Origin of the sequence: Acinetobacter sp. UBA6571, assembly GCF_002434085.1 — a bacterium.
Classification (GTDB): domain Bacteria; phylum Pseudomonadota; class Gammaproteobacteria; order Pseudomonadales; family Moraxellaceae; genus Acinetobacter; species Acinetobacter radioresistens.
This window is the reverse complement of sequence record NZ_DJJJ01000031.1, coordinates 57865-77130: the sequence shown is the minus strand read 5'-3', so window position 1 is coordinate 77130 and position 19266 is coordinate 57865. Positions and strand designations below refer to the sequence as shown.

Sequence of the window (19266 nt, the reverse complement as noted above, 5' to 3'; positions counted from 1 at the left end):
GCGTTGTAAAATCATCAATAAGATGACTGCTTTTTCTGCTTTAATAATTCCCTGAAATGTGCCCAGTCAAAATGGAGCCCTGGATCGGTTTTTCGTCCCGGCGCAATATCGCTGTGGCCGGCAATATGCTGGCCAATTTTAGGGTAAGCCTGTTGCAAGACAATCGTCACTTCAGCCAGCACCTGATATTGAATCTCGCAAAACTCAGTATCATCACTGCCCTCAAGTTCAACCCCGATAGAATAATCATTACACTCTACCCTGCCCAAATAGCTGGAGCGACCCGCGTGCCAGGCACGATCATTGAAATTGACGAACTGCAGGACTTCACCGCTACGCAGGATCAAAAGATGGGTTGAAACCTGCATACCGCGAATGGTCTGGAAATAAGGATGCGCATTCCAGTCAAGCTGGTTCTGAAAAAACTGTTCAATATAGCCCCCCCCAAATTGTGACGGTGGCAGGCTAATGTTATGCACGACAATCAGCTGGATTTCACATGGCTCGGGACGCTGGTTAAAATTGGGAGAGCTGATCTGTCTGGCCCCCATTAATTTTCCGTCAATTACCTGAAATGTGGGAGCTGTATGCATAAATTTATCCGTTTAGAAAATCTGTAGGTGTGCCTGAACCAGTGATCTGGACGCTGAAAAGCAGGATGAAAAACTGTCTCTTTCCAGTGGGACAATGCTAATATATCGCACAATTTTTACGGGTACATCACGATACGGAAATTATATGAGCATTCCTGCCTCTTTGCTTGAACAGTCGATTCAGATCAATATCCAGCAGGCCCTGCAGGAAGATATCGGTACGGGTGACATCACGGCTTTATTGACGCCTGAAGATGAACAGGCAACTGCAACTATTATCAGTCGGGAAGATATGATACTGGCAGGACAGCCCTGGGTGAATAGTCTGATTCAGACTTATGACCCTAAGATAGAAGTGATCTGGCTAAAAAATGATGGTGAGCGGGTACAGGCGAATGAGGCTTTTTTAAAACTGGCTGGCTCTGCACGCAGTCTGCTCACTGTGGAACGCCCTGTCCTAAACTTTATTCAGACTTTATCAGCTGTTGCAACCAAGGTAGCCGACTATGTTCAGCGACTTAACGGGCTGAATACCAAGCTTCTTGATACCCGCAAGACTCTGCCTGGGCTACGTATTGCCCAGAAATATGCAGTTGCAGTGGGTGGTGGACAAAATCACCGTTTGGGTCTGTTTGATGCTTTCCTGATTAAGGAAAATCATATTATAGCAGCTGGCGGTATTGCCCAAGCTATTGCTAAAGCCCATGACATTGCACCTGGTAAACCAGTTGAAGTTGAAGTTGAAACCTGGGATGAACTTAATCAGGCCTTAAACGCTGGTGCAGATATTGTCATGCTGGATAATTTTAGCACTCAGCAAATGCAGGATGCGGTTCAACATGTAGCGGGACGCTGCAAACTGGAAGCTTCAGGTAATATTACACTGGAAAATCTGCGAGAAGTTGCCTCGACAGGCGTAGATTATATTTCGATGGGTGCCCTGACCAAAGATATAAAAGCTGTTGATTTATCAATGCGTTTTAATGGCTAATACAGAAATTAATTAACAGTTTCCTCACTCTGGTCGGCAGTTTCGGCTGTCTGCCAGGCTGATTCAGCCGTATTTTTTTCTTGGGAGCGTGGATCACAGGCCATTAATGCGAATGTAATAAAAGAAATTAAAATAATAAACAGTTTCAGCAAAAGTATAGTTCCTTATAGCTTAGGTCATAATGAAAAGGTATAAAACACATTAACTTATTCAGATAGACTGCAACGCAGGTTTAAGCTTTCCTATGTATTTTATTGGTTATATTTTGTAGAGGTGGATAAATTGCTGTATCGCCTTGATTCAAGAAGGCTAATTTATATCATATATGGGGTTAAAATTATAAATTTCAATAGATTATACTTTTTATTTTAGACTCTTTAGATGCTCTTTTATATCATCTGTTCTTTTGAGCTCCTCTGGTTAGAGCCAAAAAGGAAGAGTGTGCTCAAAGCAGGAAAAGTACTGGCTATAACCGGTTTAAATAAACATTATAGCCAGCCAGTTAAGATTAAACCGAATAACCTATAAATGGATCAGAGTAAGAATCTTTTCCTGTTTCAATCCGTCCGGCAAAGCGGCGTTTGAATTCGGGCTCATTTTCTAGACTGACTGTAAAATCATACCAGCCGTACCATTCACTCATATCCAGTAACAGCTCGGTTTCCGCCGTGCGGGTTTCTATGTGCCAGGACTTGTTTAAATAGGCATTGGCCTGAATTACCAGCTTTGCTGTTTTCTGACCGTCACTTCTGATTTTTAGATATATTTTTGGTTCACACTCTTCTACACATATCCGAATTTCAGGCAGACTTTCACTATAAAGTTTGCTGTGAAGATTCCCCTGAAAACTCCGGTGAAAACCATTTGGTCCCAGTACCCACAAGTCATATCCGCCGTCATGTACAGACCAGATATCGTCTAGCTGTTTCCCTGCTTCTACCATATAACGTCGCGGAATAGCTTCCAGATCAAGCTTGTTATAAACATGAAAAACTGCTACCTGCTCGCCGGTATTCGAAAAAATTAGCTGAACCTGCTGTCGGGCCAGTTCGACCTTGGCGCTACAGTGCAAAATATAGGGTAAGGCACGTGACAGGCGTATACCAGTCTGCTGTAGTGGCATGTTCTGGTTTTTCGGTACAGTCAGCTGTGGCAACAAGGCCTGCCTTAGACGGATTGCATCTGCTTCCTGTCTGGATTTCTGCCCAGGCAGCTCAGGTAGAATGTCCAGATTAGGAGTTTTAAAATTAAAGGCGGAGGTCAAGTCACCACAGACTGCGCGGCGGTAAGGGCTGATATTGGGTTCCTGTATTCCAAAGCGCTGTTCTAGAAAACGTAAAATAGAAGTATGGTCAAAAACCTGTGAGTTTACCCAACCACCACGGCTCCAAGGTGAAAGGATATACAATGGCACACGTACGCCTGGACCATATACCCGGCCATCCGGCTTGGGTTGTGATTTGGAACCTACCACCGCAGGGTGATTGAAATATTCATAAGAAAGCTGCTGCTCGGTTAAGGTTGTTTTGCCCTGTAACTGGCCAGCCTGATCTTTTGAGGGCGCACTCGGTGATGGTATATGGTCAAAGAAGCCATCATTTTCATCAAAATTGACCAATAATACAGTCTGGCTCCAGATGTGCGGATTTTCTGTGAGGGCATTTAAAACTTCCTGGATATACCACGCACCTTGTACCGGGCTGGAAGGCCCGGGATGTTCACTATAAGTTGCGGGCGCTACTATCCAGCTCACCTGTGGTAACTGACCCTGCTGGATATCTTCTTTAAAACTGCCGAGAAACCCGCCATCTGGCATGGTATTGGCAATACCTTTATAAAGCGGCTGATTAGCATCAATTCTGGCATCGTATGCTGGACTTTTCAGGTCACTGTGACTGACGGGCTGACCAGATTGCTCATTGGCACGGCGATACTGTTTAAAACCGGCTAACGGATTATCTGTAAAGTTATCTGGCATGTTCTGGTAGACCTTCCAGCTGACGCCCGCCTGCTGTAGACGTTCAGGATATGTACTCCATTCATAGCCTTCACTTGAAGGCCCCAGTCCATCAAATTCATTTACCACGCTGGCTACGCCTGCTCCAGTTGGGCCATTGGTACCAGTCCAGATAAATTTGCGGTTCGGATTGGTTCCTGCATGCATGGCACAGTGATAGGCATCACAGATGGTAAAAGCATCTGCCAAGGCAAACTGATATTCCAGTTCCTGTTTTTTATAATACCCCATGGATTGTGGCTGCTTGTGCTTGACTCAGTCTCCCATACGGCCATGGTCCCAGGCTGCTTGTCCATCTGACCAGGAATGTGGTGTACCACTGACCCGCTGGGCATTACCTTTCGTACTGTCCAGATGATAAGGCAGAATTTTGTTCTGCTGGGCATCATACTGCTCCCAGACTGAACGGCCCTCTTTCAAGGGAATGGTAAAACGGTCCCCGAAACCACGGACTCCTTTTAAAGTACCAAAATAATTGTCAAAGGAGCGGTTTTCCTGCGTCAGGATAACTACATGTTTGATGTCCTGCAGCGTACCTGTCTCTACTTTGGCATCGATTGCCAGAGCTTTTTGAATACTGAGCGGAAAACTGGCCAGAGCGGCGGTGCCAAACAAGGTTTTACTGGTGGTTAATAAGAATTCACGACGGTCCATTTTAAGTCCTGCTGTTTGTCCAGAGATTAAGGGGCACAGTGCATTTTGCATCCAGAGGGAGAAGGCACTAATGTGCCGGAGTCGGCCTCATCTTCATTACAGGCACTGAGCAGCAGGCTGCCGGTTATGATTAAAACTAAAAATAATTTATGCATTGTCCATTACCCAATAAAGAAGTAAGGACTAGAAATACTGAAAACCGATGACGTTTATGTTATATTTTGATGTCGTTTCCATGAAATAAAAAACGCATCCGAAGATGCGTTTTGAATAGAACATGCAGCTTACCAGCCCAGCGCTTCCTGCTGTTTCTTGATCAGCTCGCTAATTCCCTGTTCTGCCAGCTCCAGCATGGCATTGCATTGGGCACGGGTAAATGGCTTATCTTCTGCAGTCCCCTGAATCTCAATAAATTCACCTGCCTGAGTCATTACCACATTCAGATCAGTCTGGCAGTTTGAATCTTCTTCATAACACAGGTCCAGTAACACCTCATCCTGATACATGCCGACAGAAATAGCCGCAACTAGCCCTTTTAAGGGATCATGTTTGATTTTTTTGCGCTCAAGCAACACATTCATGGCATCTACGAGTGCAACAGCTGCTCCAGTAATGGCTGCTGTACGCGTACCGCCATCAGCCTGGATCACGTCACAGTCGATAGTAATAGTATTTTCACCCAGTTTTTTCAGATCGACCATTGCACGCAGGCTACGGCCAATCAGGCGCTGGATTTCCTGGGTACGGCCACTCTGCTTGCCGCGTGCCGCTTCACGGTCACTGCGAGTATGGGTGGAGCGCGGTAACATGCCGTATTCAGCAGTTACCCAGCCCTGACCCTGACCTTTTAAAAAGCGAGGTACAGAATTATCGATACTGGCTGTACACAATACTTTGGTATGACCAAACTCAACCAATACTGAGCCTTCGGCATAACGTGTGTAGTTGCGGGTGATTTTGACATCACGTAATTGGTTTAGGGCACGCTGGTCAATACGCATAATCCATCCTATAGCTGGCTCAAAATTGATTGCGCGCTATTATAGCAGATGCATCTCTTTCCCGTGCAGCTACAAATTGTGCTCATTCGAAAAGCGGTTCTTCAGTAAGGTAAATGCTTCCTTCCAGCGGCCTGCCTTGACCTTTTGCAGACTACCTTCCGGTAAAGAGCATTTCGCCAGCCGGACCCATACGCTCGCAAACTGCTGCATAAAACTCGCTTCATTATAGTGAATGCCATATTCTGCACACAGAGCCTTAATTTTAGGCGCCACCTCGGCATATCGGTTAGCCGGCATATCCGGAAACAGGTGGTGTTCAATCTGGTGACTCAGGTTACCGCTCAGAATATGCAGCCCTTCCGTGCCACTGAAATTACTTGAACCACGAATCTGGCGTAAATACCACTCTGCCCGGCTTTCATTTTCAGTATTGTCTGGCTCAAAGGTTTCAGCATCTTCAGTAAAATGGCCGTTAAAAATTACCGCGGAGGCCCACAGGCTCCGAATTATATTGGCCACCGCATTTCCGGCAAAAACTGGTAAGGCATTCGGTCCGGCGATTAATGGAAAAAAGATATAGTCTTTAAGTACTTGACGGCGGACTTTCAGGCGCAGTTTTGCTGCATCTTGCCAGACCTGTTTCCAGGTTTTGGTTTTATAGACCAGTACATCTTCCAGATGCAGGTTCTGTACACCCACATACCACTCAAAAAACACCATAAGTTGGATTGCCAGTGGAATATTAAATAGAAAGCGCGGCTCCCATTTCTGTGATTCACTGACCCGAAGCAATCCATAACCGACATCATGATCCTTGCCGACAATATTGGTATAGGTATGGTGCACATAATTATGGGTATATTTCCAGTCATCTCCCGTCGAGATAGTGTCCCAGTCATAATTTGCCCCATTCAGGCTCGGGTCATTCAGCCAGTCAAACTGGCCATGCATCACGTTATGACCCAGTTCCATATTTTCAACAATTTTAGAAATACCCAGCAAGGTGGTTCCAGCCAGCCAGACTGGTAGGATCCAGCCGGCAAACATCAGCATGCCACGTGAAGCAATTTCACTATAACGGACGAAGTTGCGGATTTTATAGATATACGCCGCATCCTTTTCGCCAAGACTATCCATAACTTCACGGCGGATTGCGTCTACTTTTTCACCAAACTGCTGGATTTCTTCAGGTGTTAAATGGCGGGATTTAGAATTTAGTGGATACTGTATGGACATGTTCATGGGTGCTCTCCAATATTTTTAATTTTTTGACTCTAGAGATTAATCTCAAGCGGACTGACTGCCTGGCTGATACAAAGCTTAATCTGAACGTTGTTACCATGATCAATTTCACCGGTCAGCAGATTTCTGGTTGAGCCACTGATCTTGGTACAGGTGCAGGTATTACAGATTCCCATACGGCAACCGTGCGCAGGTCTTAAACCGGCCTGTTCTGCACTGTCTAGCAGATTACCTTTGGCCTCAAATGCCTGCTGTGAACGTATGAACCTGACTGGCTGGGCTTCTAGGGTCTCATCCATGACTGGCTGGAAATATTCCTGATGTAACCAGTCCTCTGCCTGTGCCCCATGATAAATATACTGTACCGCCTGCATCATGCCTGGCGTACCACAGGCATAGCTGTGAGTATGGGCAAAATGTGGCACAATAGCTTTGAGTAAAGCCAGGTCCAGATGCTGTTTCTGCTGGGTAGTATTGACAAAATGATAGTTGAGCTGCGGATAGGCCTCTGCTAATTGCTGGATTTCATTATGCAGGACAGTATCACGGCTAAAATACAGCAGATCGATCTGTCTCACCTTTTGTGTCATGGCTTGCTGTAACAGAGCATAAATAGCTGTAATTCCGCTTCCGGAAGCAATCAGTAAAGCAGGCTCCTGACCAGCATGCAGACAGAACTCCCCCTGTGGCTGCGATATTTCAATTACCTCGCCTTTTTTCAGCTGTGACATGGCCCGGGAAACCCGGCCCTGCACCTTAACCCCTAATATCAGCGTACCAGCATCTATAGCGATAATCGAATAACTACGCTGTAAACGTACACCTTCTACTACAACTGTGACCAGAACCGACTGCCCGGCACGATACTGTTGTGTATTAAACCGGTGGCTGGGTCTCAGTTTAATCCGGTACATGTCGGCTGCCAGAGGATAGACACTAATGACTTGTGCCTTGATCCGTTTTAAGGCCAACATCGGGTCAACCTTTTCCAGAAGAAAGTCTACAAAATCTTCACGTATCCATTGTGGCTTGTATTGCATTTGTGCGGTCATCGGTGTTCCTCTTTATGCTAGCTATTTAGTGAGTGAACAAACGTTCTTTAAGTGTACAATTGTTCACTATACGCTTTTCCATTATTCAGTCAACACCTGTACACTGATATTCGTCGTTTAAAAGTAGCTATTTTTTGCTAGACTCTTGCACAAAGTAATTTTGGGTTAGCATGATGTCGATACGTGATGAACGAAAGCAGCAGAGTCGTCAGGCCTTACTGGATGCGGCATTGCGCCTGAGTACTTCTGGTCGTTCATTTAGCAGTATCAGCCTGCGTGAAGTTGCACGTGAGGTTGGTTTAGTGCCAACTGCCTTCTATCGGCATTTTCAGGATATGGACCATTTAGGTCAGGAACTGCTTGATCAGGTCGCGCTGCATTTAAAAACAGTGTTACATCAGCTGGGTCTGGCTTATCTGTCACAGCTCGGCAGTAAATCACAGAATACCTTACAACTCTTTTTTCAGGCAGTTGACCAGAATCCTGAACCCTGGATTTTTATGATTTCTGAACGTTGGGGCGGTTCCAAGGTCGTTCGCCAGGCGATTGGCCGTGAAATTGAATTTCTAATTGATGATCTGGTCAATGACCTGCGCCGGATTGAAAGCCTCAAACATATTCAGGATGAAAATGACCTTAAGGTACTTTCTACTATTCTTACCAATCTCTCTTTTACCTGGGCCATGACCTGGATCAGTCTGTCACGCCAGCATAGTGGACTGGCCTTGAAGGAACAGCAGGAACAGTTTATGCAGCAGGCTGCGACCGAATTACGATTTATGTTCCGTGGCGTATCTAACTGGACATAGTGCCAAGCACCAATTTTTAACACAAAAATTGCTATCACCCGGCTTTTGGCTTTCTGTTATCTCAACAAATAGTTTAATTTTACAGTAAGGTAAGTACTGCTACAGTATAGCCATCGGCAAGGAACGGAAAATAGGCATGAATCCAGAGCGCCATAAACAATTTTTATTACGTAAAGAACGCATTCTTCAGGCAGCAGAGAAGCTACTACTGGAAAATAATCAGGAAATTACACTGGATGAACTGGTTGCAGAGCTGGATATTGCCAAAGGTACATTGTACAAGCACTTTAAAAGTAAAAATGAGCTATTACTGGAACTGGTAATCCAGAACGAAAGACAACTGCTGGAAATTTCCCGTGCACCTTATCGTAACTTTAGGGAATATGCACCTGCCTATATGCTGCATCACCTGCTTGCACCTGGCCGTACTATTTTACTGCACCAGCTTGAAGAGCATCTGACTATGACAGCATCGGGTCTGAATACACTCTTTGAAGAGTTGTATCAGGTACGGCAGGAACGGATTCTGGCCATTCGTGAAGTCACCGAACAATATTTAAAATCATTAAATTATGATATGTCGATCCGTGACTATCTGTCTTATATCTGGTCCCTGACTTATGGTGCAGCCCTGTTACTTAATTCTAGCTACTATCAGCGTTCTATCGGTTCACGTAAAAAACTGATTCAGCTTTATATCAATCAGGCACTTTCTTTACCAAGCCAACCGATTAATCTGGATGCTTTCGAGCTGGACAGCGAATTACTTTAAGTTCAGTTTAAATACTATCTATAAAAAAGCCGTTTCCTGCCCTGACAGAAAACGGCTTAAATAATTAAATAACTATAGACTATTTGGCTTTACGCTCTTTATTAATCAAGAAATCAAGCACCTGGGTAACTTTAGCGTCTTCACCCTGAATAATATATTTACCATTTACAACTACAGCGGGTACACCAGTTAACTGGTATTGCTGCGCCAGACGGTTAGATTGCGCCACTTTTCCGGTAATCGAGAAAGAGTTGAACATGCTGTTGAATTTACTCTCTGGTATACCGTACTTGGTAAAGAATTTTGCCTGAGCAGCCTGGTCAAAAATCTGCTGGTTGTTGACATGAATTGCATGGAATAATGGCAGATGGGTTTTTTGGCGTACACCGAGTGCCTCAGACACATAATAGCCACGTGCACCCTGTTCCCAGACTTTATTCATGGCAGCCGGAGTACGTACAAAGCGTACGTCTTTAGGTATCTTTTTAAGCCAGGCCTGCATATGCGGTTCAAGCTTAAAACAGTGCGGACAGCCATACCAGAAAAACTCACGGACTTCGATCTTGCCCGGTACTTCAACCTTAACAGGATTGGCCACTACGGTATAATCCTTGCCTGCTACGAAATTGGCTGCCATGGCACTACCTGAAAATGCCATTACAGCAGTACACAAACTACCTAAAATAAACTTTTTCATTGACGCTGAGATTCCTCTGAATTGTTATGCCGAGTTTATGAGCTCACTATAAATTAAATATGCCAGAATCGTTTTCCTTCTGTGAACTTTTTTACAGCTTTTATCGCTTTTTCTGGAATTAACGCTACACTAAGTCTGAATATTTTATTCCTGATCATTAACCGGATAATGAGGTGACTGTCATGTCGCAACTGAATGTTGATCCACAAGAAATTGCTAAATTCGAAGCACTTGCAGCCAAATGGTGGGATCAGCATTCTGAGTTCCGTCCCTTACATCAGATCAATCCCTTGCGTTTGAACTGGGTAGATGAGCTCAGTGGTGGCCTGGCTAGTAAAAAGGTACTGGACGTAGGTTGTGGTGGTGGCATTTTGACCGAAAGTATGGCGCGTCGCGGTGCGGCTGAAGTGCTGGGTGTAGATATGGGTGAAGCGCCTTTAGCAGTTGGCCGCCTGCATGCCCAGCAGGAAAATGTGCAGAATATTGAGTACCGCCAAATTCCGGTAGAACAGCTGGCTGAAGAACAAGCGGGCCAGTATGATATTGTGACCTGTATGGAAATGCTGGAACATGTACCAGATCCGGCTTCTATTATTAAAGCCTGTCAGACTCTGGTAAAACCGGGCGGCCATGTGTTTTTTTCTACCATTAACCGTAATCCGAAATCTTATCTGTTCGCTATTATTGGTGCCGAATACCTACTCCGGATGCTGCCTAAAGGTACTCATGATTATCACAAGTTTATACGCCCATCCGAGCTGGCCCATGACATCCGGGCTGCCGGGCTAGAGCTTAAACAGATGACCGGTTTACATTACAACCCGCTGACCAAACATTACTGGCTGGCACCGAATGTAGATGTCAACTATATGGTACATACCGTTAAGGAAGTCACAGAATGAAAGCTGTCCTGTTTGACCTTGATGGTACCTTAATTGACACCGCAGCTGACTTTATCCGCATTATTCAGGATATGTGCTGTGCCGAAAACTGTGAGGTGGTAGCAGCAGACCTGATCCGCACCCAGGTGTCTGAAGGTGCGCGAGCCATGGTCAAACTGGTCTATCCGCATCTTGAGGTCGATGATCCGGTATTTCTGGCACACCGTCAGCGTTTTCTGGACCTATATGGAGCAGATATTGCAGTTGAGACAGACCTGTTCGAAGGCATGTACCCTTTACTTGATGAACTGGAAGCTCGAGGTATTCCTTGGGGAATTGTGACTAATAAGCCCCGTGGCTTAAGCGAGGCTTTACTTGCTGCCCTCAACTTAACAGAACGCTGTGCAGTACTGGTCTGCCCTGAGGATGTCACCAGAACCAAACCTGATCCGGAACCGATGTACCTGGCTGCCAGACAAATTAATCTTCCGGCAGAGCAGATTATTTATGTCGGGGATCATCCGCGTGATATTGAAGCTGGTCGTAATGCAGGAATGTATACCATCCTGGCTGCTTACGGCTATTTACCGTTAAGCCACAAAGATAACTTAACGGCCTGGCAGGCAGATTGTATAGTAAATGATATTTCCGAACTGCGGCAGAAGGTATGCCAACTGCTGAAACTGGAATCAGAAAAACCCGTAGTACTTTAGACATATCATAATAATGAGGAGGTTTGCCTATGAAATACTCACAATATCAACCTCGTCCAGACTTACTGAAAAATCAGGTTATTCTGATCACGGGTGCAGGTGACGGTATTGGCCGCGCTGCTGCCTTAAGTTATGCCCTGCATGGGGCTACAGTTGTTTTGCATGGCCGTACCCTAAACAAGCTTGAAGTCATCTATGATGAAATTGAAGCACTGGGGGCACCTCAACCTGCCATTTTGCCTTTACAACTGTCCAGTGCTTCTGCACAGGATTATGAACATCTGGTCAATATTCTGGATAAACAGTTCGGACGTCTAGATGGAATTTTGCATAATGCCGGTATCTTGGGTGAGCGTATCGAACTGGCCCATTATCCAGCCGAAGTCTGGGATGACGTGATGGCGGTAAATCTGCGAGCACCCTTTGTACTAACGCAGGCCCTATTGCCTCTACTGCAAAAATCTGAACACGCTTCGGTAGTTTTTGCCAGTTCAGGTGTAGGCCGGGAAGTTCGTGAGCGTTGGGGTGCATATTCTGTTTCTAAAATTGCTATTGAAGCGGTAAGCAAACTGTTTGCTGTAGAAAACCAGCATCCGAATATACGCTTTAACTGCATTAATCCGGGCGCCACCCGAACAGCCATGCGGGCTAAGGCTTTTCCAGATGAAGATCCAAAAGTGCTAGCGACACCAGAAACAATTATGCCGGCTTATTTATACCTGATGGGTGAAGACAGCCGTCATATGAATGGGCAGAGTATCGATGCTCAGGATTAGTCTCGGATTTTATTTTTGAATCACTGTTGGGCTTAAATAAAAACAGGCTATACCAAGTTAAACTACTGCTATTGCAAAATAGGTTACAGGCATAGACGAGATCATATCTTGCTCTATGCCAAGAATGAGTAAAAGCAGAAATAAGCTTAAATATTTAAAGCAGAAATTTACCGATACATATAAATAATAATAGTATGGAGAATACTTAATTTGTTTTATATTAAGTACGCATTGTCTCTGCAATTTTAAATAATTAGTTGAATTATCTTCACAGTTTCTCTGTTTTTTTTTCGTACAGTAGATGGGTAAAGAAATTTTAAGTATGAATTTGAGGATTAAACATGAAAAAGATTATGGCTGTGCTGGCATTATCTTTCTCTACCTTCATGGCAAGTGTAGCTTTTGCAGCACCTCCTCATAAAAATCAGGACCATTCGGACCGACGTGGCGGGCCACATGGCAAGATGTTCCAGCAGGACGAAGATTCTGTCCGTGAACAGCGTCGTATGCGTGAAGAACGTGGAGTCAGTCGTCTGAAACAGCACAAATGGCAAACCGGTTATATTATGCCGCAACATTACCGGGGCAACGGTTATAAGGTTGAATATGAAAGTCATGACCTGCCGAAACCTTCGCGTAATCAGCAATGGTACAAGGTCAATAATGATTATCTGTTAGTCGATTCAGATAAACACAGTATTATCAGGATTATGGACTGATACATATTCTTCATTATTCCGTTCATCCAGAATAAAAAGGCCTAAATACAATTTAGGCCTTTTTATATAGGGCTAACTGGCTTTTTCTGTCGAGTTAATCCGTAATTTCCTTCTCAATTCCTTCATTAATTTCACAATTCAATAAAACGGCTTTCATGCTTTATATCTAATTGTTGCCTAAAGTAGCGTTATAAATTGATGAGCTTGCAACGCAGGATAAAAACATGAAAACATTACTTACAGGTATCGCTTTATCTTTGAGCGCGCTGATTACTACCAGTGCTATGGCCGCACCACAGCATTATGATCGCCCTAATACCCCACACTGGAGCCATGATGACCGTCGTTATGATGACCGCCGCTGGGATGATCGCCGCTCATCTTCACGAGTAAATCCAAGTCGTGAATGGCGCAGTGGTCAGGTGCTGCCTCGTCAGTATGATAACAACCGTTACAAGGTTGACTACCGTGATAGCCGTCACCTGAATAAGCCTGCCCGTTATCAGCAGTGGTATAAAATTAATGGTGACTATGTGCTGGTCAATGAACGTAACAACCGTATCATACGGATTCTGGGCTAATTCAGTCCTATATCGATACATATTCACCCGGGCACTGACCCGGGTGTTTTTTTGCTTTTTATATACCTGCCTGCTGTTTTTTGATTAGAATCAGCAGACTGAATAAGCAACTGGATCAGGCATATTATGAATTCTCTGGAAACCGCGAATACTACTGAACAACTCAATGTACGCTGGTTCCGGCATTCTGCTCCCTATATTAATGCGCATCGTAATAAGACCTTTGTCATCATGTTTGGAGGTGAGGCGGTCTGCCATGATAATTTCCAGCATATTATTCACGATATTGCCCTGCTCAATTCCTTGGGAATTCGTCTGGTTCTGGTTCACGGTGCCCGTCCGCAGATTAACCAGAATCTGGAACAGTTTCAGCTGAGTGCACCATTTCATAAGAACCGCCGGATTACTACACGTGAGTCTCTTGGCTGTGTCATGAGTGCTGTAGGCTCAATCCGTCTGCAAATTGAAGCCTTGCTTTCTACCGGGTTAGCGAACTCACCTATGTACGGCGCAGCTATCCATGTAGTCTCTGGTAATTTTGTCACTGCTAAACCTTATGGTATTCATGATGGTATCGATTTTCAGTTAACCGGTGAGGTCCGCTCCATAGACAGTACCAGTATTCATCAGCATCTTGAGCATAACAGTATTGTACTGCTCGGACCGACTGGTTACTCCACTACAGGCGAAGTCTTTAATCTGCTGGCAGAAGAAGTCGCAACCAAGACAGCCGTTGCCCTAAAAGCGGATAAACTGATTTTTCTGGGCCAGCAGCAAGGTCTATTAAATTCCAAACAGCAATTATTGCGTGAATTAACACCTCAGCAGCTGGACCCTTATATAGAACAGCATGAACAGGCAGATCCAACCCAGGCTTTATATTTACGTGCGGCACGCGATGCTTCTCTAGAAGGCGTCAATCGTGTTCATCTGATTTCTTATACGTATGACGGTGCGCTGATTGAAGAGCTATTTACCCGTGATGGGATTGGCACCATGATCACCGATGCACATTATGAAGAAGTCCGCACTGCCAGAATTCAGGATGTAGGTGGACTGATCAAACTGTTACGTCCCCTCGAACAAGAAGGGATACTGGTTTACCGTTCACGTGAACGGCTGGAAACTGAAATCAACCAGTTTGCTGTCATTGAGCGTGACGGTACCATTCTCGCCTGTGCGGCACTTTACCCGATTCCAACTTTGAAGAATGAAATACCTTCGGCAGAAATTGCCTGTGTAGCGGTACATCCGGCATACCGCAAATCGAATCGAGGCAGCCAGATTTTAAATTTTCTTGAAAAAAAGGCACAAGAGAATGGAATCAAGCAGCTGTTTGTACTGACCACCCGCACAGCACACTGGTTCCTAGAACATGGTTTCATGCCAGCTTCTGTTGATGATTTACCTAATACCCGGCAGGCACTTTATAACTATCAGCGAAATTCACTGGTATTTAAAAAACAGTTATAGAACCGGCCTTTATATTTAGCTTTATTTTTAATAAATATATCTTTGAACCAGAAATAAAAAGTAGAACTTTCAAGGTTTTTACTTATTATTTTTGGTTCTTCTTTAGCTCAATAATAAATTATTAATAATATTCAGTTATTTAATTAAAAATAATATTAATTTTTTAAATCATAAATACTCATAAGTTAAGCAGTTTTATATTTTAGCTTTTTTTTTCATGACTAAACGATAAAAGCTTATTTTTTTAGCATTACCGGGCATCTTAGGCTGTATGTGATTGTTAAATTTCACTACTAGGAGCACTTTTTCCATGAACAGCCAGCAAATTTCTTGGGCCCGTTCTGCCATCTTATTGACCAGTCTGGCAACTGCCCTGTTTCTAGATGGCTGTTCCAAATCTGACCCTCAGACTCAGGTCTTGAATATCGGTTTTCAAAAATATGGCATTTTACCGATTCTAAAGGCCCAAGGTAGTCTGGAAAATGCGCTCAAATCACAAGGTATAAAGATTCGTTGGGTTGAATTTCCTGCAGGTCCACAGCTCCTTGAAGGTTTAAATGTCGGAAGTGTCGCTTTTGGAGAAGCAGGTGAAGCTCCCCCTATTTTTGCTCAGGCAGCCAATTCAAATATTGTCTATGTAGCAAATCAGCCGGGCGCGCCTCATGGGGAAGCATTGGTAGTCCAGAAGAATTCTCCCATACAGTCTGTTGCTGATTTAAAAGGCAAACGGATTGCACTGAATAAAGGTTCTAATGTTCATTATTTACTGCTCAATATTTTAGAGGCGAATGGTTTAAAGCTTGAAGATATTCAGGTGATCTATCTGCCACCAGCAGATGCTCGTGCTGCATTTGAACGTGGTTCTGTCGATGCTTGGGTAATCTGGGACCCCTTCCTGGCCGCAGCAGAACAGCAACTTAGTGCCCGGGTTTTAAAGGATGGTCAGGGCTTGGTCAATAACCTGCAATTCTATCTGGCCGACCGTAAATTTGCAGAAAGCAACCCAAAAGTCATTCAGACTATTATTCAAGAATTAAACACTACGACCCAATGGGTTGCCCAGCATCAGGACGAGGCAGCCAGTCTGTTAGAACAACCAACCGGACTGGAACATAATATTTTAAAAACTTCTATTTCACGTATGGGCTTTGGGGTAAGACCAATTAGCCAGGAAGTCTCTCATGCGCAGCAGAAAGTGGCTGATGCCTTTTATGCCCAAAAATTAATACCTGTCAAACTTGATATTCAGGCTGCGATTTTAAAGCAAACACCATAACAATAAGAAGGATGCCAGATGTACTCACTCAAAAAATTTTTAATTAGCAGTTTTATAGCCTTAGGTCTGAGTGGCTGCCAGAAAACCAGTTCTGATACTGCACCGGGTCAACAGTCCGTTCAAGAAGACAACCTCAAAACCCTGGCGGTCGGATACCAGAAATCCTCACTGAATCTGTTAGTCGCTCGCCAGCAACAGCTATTTGAACAGCAGTTTCCCGGCGTTCAGGTGGCGTGGAAAGAGTTTCCAGCTGGCCCACAAATGCTGGAAGCACTGGCAGTTGGCGCAATTGATTTTGGTGCAGTAGGTAATACTCCTCCTGTTTTCGCACAAGCGGCCGGGAAAGATCTGAAATACATTGGCTATGAAGTGGTTCCCCAGAATGCACAGGCATTATTAATACCTGCAGACAGTTCAATTCGTACACTTGCCGATCTAAAAGGTAAACGGATAGCGGTACAGAAAGGTTCAAGTGCTCATGAACTTTTGGCTAAAGCTTTACAAAAGGCTGGTTTAAGCTGGCAGGACATTCAGCCCATCTGGCTTCCTCCGGCAGATGCACGGGCAGCTTTCGATAAACAGTCAATTGATGCTTGGTCGATCTGGGAACCGTACTTAAGTGCAGCAGAGCTGGATGCCAAAGCCAAGGTATTAATTGACGGCCAAGCCTTTGCACGGACTTATTCATTTTATATCGCTAACCCACAATTTATTGAGCAGCATCCCGGTGCAACTGAAAAGATCCTACAAAGTTTAAATACTGCCGATCAATGGGTACTTCAACACCAGCAACAGGCATTAAAGATTTATCAGCAAAGTACCGGCCTTAAACAGAATATTGCCCAACGGGTTATAGATAAACGGCTCAAACCCTCTCCTATTTATAGCCTTGAACCTGAAGTCGTACAGGCACAACAAGAAATTGCTGATCTCTTTCAACAGGTCAAATTAATTCCAAAATCAATCCAGGTCAGCCAAGTGGTCTGGGTCCCTACACCTAAAAACTGATTTAGACAGATAAGGATACTGACATGAAAATTTTTTGGTTTATTCCGACTCATGGTGATAGCCGCTATTTAGGCACCAGTAAAGGTGGGCGCCAGGTCGATCATGCTTATATGAAACAGATTGCAGTGGCTGTAGACAACCTGGGCTATGAAGGTGTACTGATTCCGACCGGCCGCTCATGTGAAGATCCATGGATTACAGCTGCCAGCCTAATTGATGCCACTAAAAACCTGAAATTTCTGGTAGCTTTGCGTCCTGGCGTAACCACCCCTGCTCTGGCAGCCCGTATGGCAGCAACTTTTGACCGTCTCTCAAACGGGCGGGTACTGCTGAATCTGGTTACAGGGGGTGATGAGCAAGAGCTAAAAGGTGATGGTGTATATGAAGACCATGCTACACGCTACCAGACAGCAGCAGAGTACACCAAGATCTGGCGTGAAATCTTGACCCGTTCTCATACAGGTGAAAGCTTTACTTTCCATGGCGAACGGCTAAGTGTTGATGATGCTAAACTGCTGTATCCGCCTGTACAGCAGCCTTATCCTCCGCTCTGGTTCGGTGGTTCATCTGAAGCTGCTCAAGAACTGGCTGCTGAGCAGGTCGATACTTACCTGACCTGGGGAGAACCGCCTGCAGCAGTAGAAGAAAAAATTCAGACCATGCAGGCTAAATCCGCTGCAAAAGGACGTCGTCTAAACTATGGTATCCGTCTGCATGTAATTGTACGTGAAACCAGTGCAGAAGCCTGGGCCGCAGCTGATGAACTGATTCGGTATGTAGATGACGCTACGATTGCCGCTGCGCAACAAAAATTCCGTCAGATGGACTCAGTAGGTCAACGTCGTATGGCTGAATTACATAATGGCGATAAGAGCAAACTGGAAGTATCACCAAACCTCTGGGCTGGTGTAGGTCTGGTTCGTGGAGGTGCCGGGACTGCGCTGGTCGGTGACCCGCAGACTGTAGCAGACCGTATTCAGGAATATGCAGATTTGGGTATTAATACCTTTATTTTTTCAGGTTACCCACATCTGGAAGAGTCTATTCGCTTTGCTGAACTGGTCTTTCCCTTACTGCCCTTACAGACCCGTAAAAAGCTGGCTCAGCCTAACTTGACCGGTCCATTCGGTGAGATTGTTGCCAATAATTATGTACCTGACCGGTTAGCAGATAATAAAATTGTCAAGGAAGGGGCATGATGCAAAAGAATAGTATAGATAACTACGTTTCACGTGGAACAGGTGTATTTAGAAAACATTTGCTACCTTGGTTAGTGCCCTTATTATTACTTGTTCTGTGGCAGCTTACTTCAATGAGCGGCTTACTGCAAAGCCGGATTTTGCCTGCCCCTACAGCCGTACTTACAGCTTTCTGGTCTTTACTCATCAGTGGTGAACTGTGGCAGCATGTCAAGGTGAGTACGGCCCGGGCATTGACCGGTCTTGCTGTGGGTGGAGGTCTAGGTTTATTGCTCGGCCTATTAAATGGTTCTTCCAAGGTAGCCTCGAATCTTCTGGATACTACCTTGCAAATGCTACGTAATATTCCGGCTCTGGCTTTAATTCCTCTTGTTATTTTATGGTTTGGAATAGATGAAAGTGCCAAGCTTTTTCTGGTAGCGATAGGTGTATTTTTCCCGATCTATATCAATACCTATCATGGAATCCGATCAGTTGATCCGCAGCTAATTGAAATGGGAAAGAGTTATGGGCTGAATCGTCGCCAGCTTTATCAGCAAATTATTTTACCGGGCGCTATGCCTTCTATCCTGGTCGGGCTACGCTTTGCTTTGGGTCTGGTCTGGGTATTGCTTATTGTTGCCGAAACAATTTCTGCGCAGTCAGGAATTGGCTATATGACCATGAATGCCCGTGAGTTTTTGCAGACTGATATTGTACTGGTCGGCATTCTCCTGTATGCCCTTTTAGGCAAGCTGGCAGATATTCTGGCTCAAGGACTGGAACGCTATCTGCTGCGCTGGCATCCCGGCTATCAACAATAGGAACAGGAA

Annotated in this window: 19 protein-coding genes and 1 pseudogene; 13 read left to right on the top strand and 7 right to left on the bottom strand. The window is 44.7% G+C overall.

Annotation, left to right across the window (positions count from 1 at the left end; translation table 11 throughout):
- Positions 1-14: 14 nt before the first annotated feature.
- Positions 15-593, bottom strand: coding sequence for a 1,6-anhydro-N-acetylmuramyl-L-alanine amidase AmpD (ampD, locus tag B3X18_RS05380; RefSeq protein WP_286935173.1), 579 nt, complete (start codon positions 591-593; stop codon positions 15-17).
- A gap of 145 nt (positions 594-738) precedes the next feature.
- Here ampD and nadC point away from each other — a divergent pair, with 145 nt between their 5' ends.
- A complete protein-coding gene (gene nadC, locus B3X18_RS05375; protein WP_034680098.1) occupies positions 739-1584 on the top strand; it encodes a carboxylating nicotinate-nucleotide diphosphorylase in 846 nt (281 codons plus the stop codon).
- Between the two features lie 8 nt (positions 1585-1592).
- Here the strand turns inward: nadC and B3X18_RS05370 are convergent, their stop codons facing one another.
- The 5 genes and pseudogenes from B3X18_RS05370 to B3X18_RS05350 all read right to left on the bottom strand — a co-directional run bounded on the left by B3X18_RS05370 (position 1593) and on the right by B3X18_RS05350 (position 7550).
- Positions 1593-1736, bottom strand: a complete 144-nt coding sequence (locus tag B3X18_RS05370; protein WP_005404711.1) for a hypothetical protein — start codon at positions 1734-1736, stop codon at positions 1593-1595.
- A 356-nt stretch (positions 1737-2092) separates the two neighbouring features.
- Positions 2093-4255: pseudogene (locus B3X18_RS05365) on the bottom strand (phosphocholine-specific phospholipase C).
- A 284-nt stretch (positions 4256-4539) separates the two neighbouring features.
- Positions 4540-5256: a ribonuclease PH gene (rph, locus tag B3X18_RS05360; RefSeq protein WP_005017425.1), complete on the bottom strand. Its 717-nt coding sequence runs from the start codon at positions 5254-5256 to the stop codon at positions 4540-4542.
- 69 nt (positions 5257-5325) lie between these two features.
- Positions 5326-6498, bottom strand: a complete 1173-nt coding sequence (locus tag B3X18_RS05355) for a fatty acid desaturase family protein (RefSeq protein ID WP_005017426.1) — start codon at positions 6496-6498, stop codon at positions 5326-5328.
- A gap of 32 nt (positions 6499-6530) precedes the next feature.
- Positions 6531-7550, bottom strand: coding sequence for a flavin reductase family protein (locus B3X18_RS05350; RefSeq protein ID WP_005017427.1), 1020 nt, complete (start codon positions 7548-7550; stop codon positions 6531-6533).
- 173 nt (positions 7551-7723) lie between these two features.
- Here B3X18_RS05350 and B3X18_RS05345 point away from each other — a divergent pair, with 173 nt between their 5' ends.
- Both B3X18_RS05345 and B3X18_RS05340 read left to right on the top strand, forming a co-directional pair.
- Positions 7724-8359 (top strand): TetR family transcriptional regulator, encoded by a 636-nt coding sequence (locus B3X18_RS05345; RefSeq protein ID WP_005017428.1) that lies wholly within the window; start codon positions 7724-7726, stop codon positions 8357-8359.
- Positions 8360-8495: 136 nt separating this feature from the next.
- Positions 8496-9131, top strand: a complete 636-nt coding sequence (locus B3X18_RS05340; RefSeq protein WP_005017430.1) for a TetR/AcrR family transcriptional regulator — start codon at positions 8496-8498, stop codon at positions 9129-9131.
- 79 nt (positions 9132-9210) lie between these two features.
- Here the strand turns inward: B3X18_RS05340 and B3X18_RS05335 are convergent, their stop codons facing one another.
- Positions 9211-9828, bottom strand: a complete 618-nt coding sequence (locus tag B3X18_RS05335) for a thiol:disulfide interchange protein DsbA/DsbL (protein ID WP_005023783.1) — start codon at positions 9826-9828, stop codon at positions 9211-9213.
- A 182-nt stretch (positions 9829-10010) separates the two neighbouring features.
- Here B3X18_RS05335 and ubiG point away from each other — a divergent pair, with 182 nt between their 5' ends.
- From ubiG to ssuC, 10 genes are all read left to right on the top strand, one after another.
- Positions 10011-10730, top strand: coding sequence for a bifunctional 2-polyprenyl-6-hydroxyphenol methylase/3-demethylubiquinol 3-O-methyltransferase UbiG (gene ubiG, locus B3X18_RS05330; protein ID WP_005023784.1), 720 nt, complete (start codon positions 10011-10013; stop codon positions 10728-10730).
- Entirely contained in the window at positions 10727-11422 is a 696-nt protein-coding gene (locus B3X18_RS05325; protein WP_005023791.1) for an HAD family hydrolase, read from the top strand. The genes ubiG and B3X18_RS05325 overlap by 4 nt, the downstream gene beginning before the upstream one ends.
- A gap of 29 nt (positions 11423-11451) precedes the next feature.
- Positions 11452-12198 carry a YciK family oxidoreductase gene (locus B3X18_RS05320; protein WP_005017438.1) on the top strand — a complete coding sequence of 249 codons (747 nt, stop codon included), beginning with the start codon at positions 11452-11454 and terminating at the stop codon, positions 12196-12198.
- Positions 12199-12539: 341 nt separating this feature from the next.
- Positions 12540-12917 carry an RcnB family protein gene (locus B3X18_RS05315; RefSeq protein ID WP_005017440.1) on the top strand — a complete coding sequence of 126 codons (378 nt, stop codon included), beginning with the start codon at positions 12540-12542 and terminating at the stop codon, positions 12915-12917.
- Positions 12918-13141: 224 nt separating this feature from the next.
- Positions 13142-13498, top strand: a complete 357-nt coding sequence (locus tag B3X18_RS05310) for an RcnB family protein (protein ID WP_005023794.1) — start codon at positions 13142-13144, stop codon at positions 13496-13498.
- 126 nt (positions 13499-13624) lie between these two features.
- The gene (gene argA / locus B3X18_RS05305; RefSeq protein WP_005017446.1) at positions 13625-14971 is read left to right on the top strand and encodes an amino-acid N-acetyltransferase; all 1347 of its coding nucleotides are present in this window, start codon (positions 13625-13627) and stop codon (positions 14969-14971) included.
- Between the two features lie 310 nt (positions 14972-15281).
- Positions 15282-16247, top strand: coding sequence for a sulfonate ABC transporter substrate-binding protein (locus B3X18_RS05300; protein WP_034685813.1), 966 nt, complete (start codon positions 15282-15284; stop codon positions 16245-16247).
- Between the two features lie 18 nt (positions 16248-16265).
- On the top strand, positions 16266-17255 hold the full coding sequence (locus B3X18_RS05295; protein ID WP_034688491.1) for an aliphatic sulfonate ABC transporter substrate-binding protein: 990 nt from the start codon (positions 16266-16268) through the stop codon (positions 17253-17255).
- A gap of 23 nt (positions 17256-17278) precedes the next feature.
- On the top strand, positions 17279-18454 hold the full coding sequence (gene ssuD, locus B3X18_RS05290; protein ID WP_034688489.1) for an FMNH2-dependent alkanesulfonate monooxygenase: 1176 nt from the start codon (positions 17279-17281) through the stop codon (positions 18452-18454).
- Positions 18451-19257, top strand: a complete 807-nt coding sequence (ssuC, locus tag B3X18_RS05285) for an aliphatic sulfonate ABC transporter permease SsuC (protein ID WP_005017455.1) — start codon at positions 18451-18453, stop codon at positions 19255-19257. Before ssuD ends, ssuC begins: the two co-directional genes overlap by 4 nt.
- The last annotated feature ends 9 nt before the right edge of the window (positions 19258-19266 follow it).